At 43.9% G+C, this 6,257-nt stretch carries 5 protein-coding genes and 1 pseudogene; 5 read left to right on the top strand and 1 reads right to left on the bottom strand.

Going from position 1 to position 6,257, the window contains the following annotated elements; all coding sequences use genetic code 11:
• Positions 1–556: 556 nt before the first annotated feature.
• The 3 genes from nhaA (at position 557) to EI162_RS13000 (ending at position 3,838) form a co-directional block, all read left to right on the top strand.
• Positions 557–1,759, top strand: a complete 1,203-nt coding sequence (gene nhaA, locus EI162_RS13010) for a Na+/H+ antiporter NhaA (RefSeq protein ID WP_192524749.1) — start codon at positions 557–559, stop codon at positions 1,757–1,759.
• Positions 1,760–1,849: 90 nt separating this feature from the next.
• Entirely contained in the window at positions 1,850–2,434 is a 585-nt protein-coding gene (locus EI162_RS13005) for a DUF2799 domain-containing protein (protein WP_192524748.1), read from the top strand.
• Positions 2,435–2,482: 48 nt separating this feature from the next.
• Positions 2,483–3,838, top strand: coding sequence for an oxygenase MpaB family protein (locus EI162_RS13000; RefSeq protein WP_192524747.1), 1,356 nt, complete (start codon positions 2,483–2,485; stop codon positions 3,836–3,838).
• Between the two features lie 193 nt (positions 3,839–4,031).
• On the opposite strand, the gene EI162_RS12995 is transcribed toward EI162_RS13000, so the two are convergent.
• Positions 4,032–4,769 carry an NUDIX hydrolase gene (locus EI162_RS12995; protein WP_192524746.1) on the bottom strand — a complete coding sequence of 246 codons (738 nt, stop codon included), beginning with the start codon at positions 4,767–4,769 and terminating at the stop codon, positions 4,032–4,034.
• A 140-nt stretch (positions 4,770–4,909) separates the two neighbouring features.
• On the opposite strand from EI162_RS12995, the gene EI162_RS12990 reads away from it, so the two are divergent.
• Positions 4,910–5,425, top strand: a complete 516-nt coding sequence (locus EI162_RS12990) for an HPP family protein (protein ID WP_318779324.1) — start codon at positions 4,910–4,912, stop codon at positions 5,423–5,425.
• 653 nt (positions 5,426–6,078) lie between these two features.
• Positions 6,079–6,257: pseudogene (locus EI162_RS12985) on the top strand (helix-turn-helix domain-containing protein); the annotation flags it as partial.

Raw genomic sequence — 6,257 nt, 5'->3', positions numbered from 1 at the left:
CCTAGGCTTAGATGTGTATAGTTCATGGTTGCAATCTCACTTTGGTCGGTGGATAAAAACTTTGATGCTAGCGCATCTAGGTCTTTTTTTCACCTCACATTTGGTATTGCACTTCATGTGTTAATCTAAGAAATAAAAAGAGAAAGCCTGAGAAGTTGGCTTTGGGAACTGGGCTAAAAATGAGCAAACGCCCTAGAAAAGTGATTTAAGGTACAAAATATCGCTCATTATAAAGATAAAACCGTAAAAAAAACCAAAAACGTGACAAAGTCTGCTAGATTTGTCTAACAGCTGGTTAGATACTTACCATAAAACACCGTCTTATCAAAAATACTCAACGACTGGCGGCTATTTTATTGTAGGTACAAAGTAAAAACATCTCCTATTTCACCTATACTCTTTGTTGTTTATATGAATAAGAATATGAGAAACTGTTATGGTCTATCTGTGCCGCCCTCGAAAGTGGGAGTATGGATATTTGAAGTTATTGAATGACTTATTGATTTGCTTTTAGTGAATCATTTTTAGTAAATTGTATTTAGCAAATGAGGATGATATGGCACTACGAAGGATTAAGGCATTTTTTGAATTTGAGGCAGCGGGTGGTATTGTCCTAGCATTGGCTGCCGTTGCTGCAATGATCATTGCCAACTCCCCTCTCAATGTGTGGTACGAAGGCTTTATCAACGCACCCGTAGCCATTCAAATCGGCGAGTTCGCTATTGCCAAAGACGCGCACCACTGGATCAATGACGGTCTAATGGCGATTTTCTTTTTTTTGGTGGGGCTTGAGCTAAAGCGCGAAGTCTTGATCGGCGAGCTGTCCAACGTCAAGCAAATCATCTTGCCAGCGGGGGCGGCACTCGGCGGCATGATTATGCCAGCCATTGTTTACCTCCTCTTTAACTACAGTGAACCTGAGTTTTGGAAAGGTTGGGCCATCCCAGCAGCGACTGATATCGCCTTTGCCCTTGGTATATTAAGTTTACTGGGCAACCGCGTACCAAACTCGTTAAAGGTCTTTTTGGTATCTATTGCTATCTTTGATGATATTGGCGCTATTATCATCATTGCCTTATTTTATACCAGTGACTTATCGCTCGGTTCATTGGCTATCGCAGGTTTATGCCTACCGTTTTTATATCTACTCAACCGCCGTAACGTGACCAGTATCACCCCTTATCTGCTCATTGGTGTGATTATGTGGATTGCTGTCCTAAAGTCTGGTATTCATGCGACATTAGCAGGGGTAGTATTGGCATTGTTTATCCCTTTATTTGACCGTACCGATCCTGAGCACTCGCCGCTTGAAGAGCTGGAGCACGATCTACAAAACACCGTCTCTTATGGGATTTTGCCATTATTTGCCTTTGCCAATGCAGGCATCTCATTAAAAGGTGCAGGCTTTGCTGAGTTATTCCATTCCGTACCACTTGGTATTGCTGCCGGTTTATTTATCGGTAAACAAATGGGCGTGATGATTATGTGCTGGGTAATCTTTAAACTGGGCTTTTCTACCATGCCAAGAGGTATGAACTTTAAGCAAATCTACGGTGCGGCATTATTGTGCGGTGTGGGCTTTACGATGAGTTTGTTCATCGGAGGTCTGGCCTTTGGCGGTGCAACGCCATTATTCGATGAGCGTTTGGGTATCACCATGGGCTCTATCGTATCTGGTATCGCCGGTTATACTATGCTTAAGTTTAGTTTAAAAGACAGTATCAGCGGTACATCAGTCGATTTAACCCGCCCGTCTTAATGATATGACGAGCTTATCACTGTCGCCTTGGTAAAAGGCAACTGTAGTTAGACGACTGTTGATTTGAATGAACCACCACAGGAGATACACATGCTACGGTTTGTAAGGCGGCTGACATTAAGTCTACCTATCCTTGGGGGCGTTTTTTTACTGTCAGGCTGTGCCACTCTCTCTAAGCAAGAGTGTATGCTCGGCGACTGGCAGGCTATTGGCTACAACGACGGCGTGGCAGGTTATCATTCAGACCGCCTAGCCTCACATGCCAAAGCCTGCGCCAAGACTGGTGTCGCTCCTGGCTATCGAGCGTGGGAGCGCGGACGTCAGTCAGGACTCAAACAGTACTGTACAACCAATAGCGCCTATAACATCGGTCGCCGTGGTCGTAAACTAAATAATGTCTGTCCTGTAGCCCTAGTAAGCTCGCTGCAACAAGCAAACCAGCGCGGCCTTGATTACTATACCTTGGAGAGTCAATTAGACAAAGATGAGCGACTTTTAAATGAACACCAAGAAGAGTTCGACAAGCTAGAGTCTGGTGAGATGCTGGGTTTTGCTAACGAAAAAGAAGCACGCAAGCGATTATTGTCGCTGGCCAAGGAGCTTCGCCAAGCCGAGCGCCGTATCAATACCACACAAAGACAATTAGATTATTTAAACCAGCTAAATAGATATTAGGGCGTGCTGGCATTGTGAAATGGCCTCAAAATAAGGCATTTGATAAATATGGATTCAATCAATATCAGTAATAAACAGACTGCTAATACCTTAAACCGCAAACAGCCGTCAGTAGCATCTTATCAGCGTCATGGCCGCACCACCGCGATTGACGACCATAGTGATTTACAAGTTTTAAAACGGATTAAGCGGTATTTATTGCCCAAAAATTTTGTTATCTCGCAAAACCTACTAAATGAGATAGTAGCAGGCTATGACATAGGCGATCCGCTGACTGATGCTCTAGCGGCTAAGAGTATTCGTTTTGCAAAACCTTTACAGCAATTTATTATCGATGATAGTAACTATCAGCTCGACCCCAACCTTGCAAATAACTCCTCATTTAGTGCATTAACCGAGCAATTCAGCCACCATCCTAAGTGGTTTGACCCAAAACTTGCCCAAATTGGTGCCGTCGCCTATCGTCGTTATCCGCTGATGCTCATTTGGCTGTTGCGTAACGTCGCCCTGATGGCAGGCTACAGTATCCCTGCATTATCCTTACCGTTGATTCAAACTGGCGCACTGATGCACGATGCCCTACCACGCTTGATGCGTACTTATGCTTATATCTTGGCCGTCTCTGAACATCCACCATTACACTCTACTCCGAACAATAACCCCCATTCTATTGAGCAAGTATTGGCCATCGGCTCTGAGGGCTGGCGGCAGTCTATTAAAGTACGTCAAATCCACACATTGGTACGCCAGAATCTACTTAAAGGTAAGGCAAAAGCTGCCACAGGTGTGATAGAAAGTGCCGATCAACACCATAACCCTGATGGCAGCTGGAACACCGATTACTGGGGTATTCCTATCAACCAAACCGATATGATAGCGACCCATTTACAGTTTTCGTTGTTGATTATGCGCGGATTAAGATTGCTTGGGGCTCGTATTAGTACCGAGGAAGCCGAAGGCATTCTGCACCTTTGGAATCTTGCCAGTTACTGGATGGGCGTGGACTTAGATCGTTTGCCTAAAGATGAGGAGGCCTGTTGGGAGTGGCTCTATACTTATTTATCGATCCAGCAACTTGATTTTAAAATGGGACAACCATTGGCAAAAGCGTTGCACGATTTACCGCGTCAGCTCATGGGTGAGGATAATCGCCGTGGACGCTTCGTTGAGATGGTCAATGCCAGCGTGACCCGTACCTTGGTCGGTGACGATATTGGCGATGGGCTGAACTTACCAAAATCAAAAATACGGTTTGGCGTCTTATCGTCAGTGCCGATTCTGTTTGCGCTTGATACTGCACGCCAGCACAACAGCAGAGCTGCTGATAAGCTAGAAGCGTTCCGCACCAAACGCCAAGACAATATGAATTGGTGGCTTAAGAAAAACGATGAGTATTATAAATAAGGAGATAGATAAGAAGTAACTATTAAAGATAAATCATAACCAAATAATTTAGGTAATGAATATTATTATTACCAAATAGAATATATCAAACCATTATCAATGACGTCTACAATAACTATAATAAATCCACAAAAGACGTGATTGGTTATGGTTTCTAGTGGTTCTTAGTATTTATAGGCTCAGACAACAACCTCTACAACCGTGATTCTTGTATGCGGTAATACCATTCAAGCTGCCGATCAAAACCAGTTTCTAGCAAGCTGGCAATGACTCGTCCTGTCAGACCCCATACCGTCTCACCATCCACTTGCCAACTGGGTGTGAGGATGGTCGCCGTCTCATCTTGCAACGTATATTCTATGGAGTATTCGACGGTAGGCTGAGTCAGTAAGGTTTCAAAATCTGCCCAAAAAATGCGTGAGATTTCTCCAAGTTCTGGCACTAGGATTAAGTCTGGAGCAATCAACGCCACAATAGGCCTGACACTCATGCCACTTTTGGAGGTTTGAATCGGCAGTTGACCGAGCAATTGGACTTTATTGGGCGGGAGCGCGGTCTCTTCGCAAGCTTCACGTAGGGCTGTAACGACATTATTACCATCGCCGACTTCGTACTTACCGCCAGCACAGGAGACCTCGCCAGCATGACTGTTCATATGTGCGGCGCGGCGTGTTAATAGCAGCTTCGGATGGCGCTCATGGGTGATAGCCACCAATACTGAGGCGTCTGCAACTGGTGTTTGTGCCAAGCTGTCTAAGAGACTCAAACGAGGAGACCTAGTATGAAGCGCACTGTTCACTGGACTGCTCATGGTATTTAAGGTCTCACGCTGTACTCGTTCAGCCAGCTTTCTGAGCGTAGGGTAACGAATAAAAGTGGGTACAGCGACTGACAATTCATCAAATCTTACAGACTGCGGGGGAAGTAACATTATTATTGCCTTATATTTTTATCAGTATTAATCGTCATTGTTAAACCTCGTTATCAACTATTAGCGAGTCACGTCATAAACACTGATATTGATTATCAATTTTTCAACTTTGTCATTCATATATTATTTAGGATAAGTTTGTGGATAAGATTTTTTCATTGAATAAAATGCAAGGCAAAATCGATGATTGCCCGCAAAGATTGCCATTATTCATTATCGCCCTTGCTTGGGTAGGCGGTACCTTTGCTACTGCCATACTCGCCCTACTGGGTAACTGGCAAAATGTCGCCATGGTTTTGGGCTCATTTGGGGCCAGTTGCTTGCTTATTTTCGCCTATCCAGAAAGCCCATTTGCCCAGCCTAGAAACATCGTCGGCGGTCATTTTATCACCACTTTTACGGGTCTATCATTTTTGACTTTATTTGGGATTGAGTGGTGGAGTCTGGCACTCGCGGTCGGTACGTCTATCGCGCTCATGTTATTGCTTCGCGTGCCGCATCCACCTGCTGGCTCTAATCCATTAATCGTCATGCTTGGTGGGGTCAAATGGCATTTTTTAGTTACCCCTACGCTGATAGGTGCGCTGGCCTTGGTGATGGTGGCACTCATTTATAATAATATCGGTCGCGGCAGACACTATCCTCGTTATTGGTAATCTTGTTATTGGTAATCTTGTTATTAGTGACCTCGTTATTAGCAATCTAAAGCCTCGGTATTTACCCTTAACCTAGGGGCTGTATAGAATTCAGCTAAGGTACTGACAGAGACTATTTTTTAGGCAATTCGACGCCAAAAATAGTAAGTTTAGTTATTCTAAGCGCGATAGTTTTGGCTATGAAGTGGCAAAAAATAGTCCTGTTCCTTCGGACTGATGCTAAAATCGCCCCAGACGTTGTTGTAAATCTAGCTAAGGTCTCGACATTACCTTCGATTTACGCCTAGTCTGGAATTATTTTAGCGATCAGCAGTCCTAATAGATGAATTCTATACAGCCCCTAGCCTAGCGCAAACTGGCTATCACTGCATATACTTTATGTGACAGATTTGCCTGGTATAGTTGATTCGATTTAAAAGAGAACGGCGGCAAATCACACTGTTATTATTATCACAGCCAGTGCGTTGAGAATTTGTGTTATCTTAGGTTTAAGAGCGATTATCAGCTAAAAACCTGATAGGCTAACGTCATACTATTCTTAGATTAACACATGAAGTGCAATACCAAATGTGAGGTGAAAAAAAGACCTAGATGCGCTAGCATCAAAGTTTTTATCCACCGACCAAAGTGAGATTGCAACCATGAACTATACACATCTAAGCCTAGGTGAACGATACCAGATTTATGCCCTTAAAGGGGCAAAACATAGTATTAAATTTATAGCGAGGGCGTTAAACAGAAGTCCCAGCACCATATCAAGAGAGCTAAGGCGTAATAAAGGCCTGCGCGGTTACCGAGCAAAGAATGCTAATAACAAGGCTTGTGACAGACG

It is taken from the genome of Psychrobacter sp. FME6 (assembly GCF_014861365.1).
Classification (GTDB): Bacteria; Pseudomonadota; Gammaproteobacteria; order Pseudomonadales; family Moraxellaceae; genus Psychrobacter.
The sequence above is the reverse complement of the archived record's forward strand: the minus strand, read 5'-3'. Positions and strand labels throughout refer to the sequence as shown.

Excerpts from the sequence above, each read along its gene's own strand:
- nhaA (WP_192524749.1), top strand. The coding sequence starts at position 557 with ATGGCACTACGAAGGATTAAGGCATTTTTTGAATTTGAGGCAGCGGGT.
- EI162_RS13005 (WP_192524748.1), top strand. The coding sequence starts at position 1,850 with ATGCTACGGTTTGTAAGGCGGCTGACATTAAGTCTACCTATCCTTGGG.
- EI162_RS13000 (WP_192524747.1), top strand. The coding sequence starts at position 2,483 with ATGGATTCAATCAATATCAGTAATAAACAGACTGCTAATACCTTAAAC.
- EI162_RS12995 (WP_192524746.1), bottom strand. The coding sequence starts at position 4,769 with ATGTTACTTCCCCCGCAGTCTGTAAGATTTGATGAATTGTCAGTCGCT.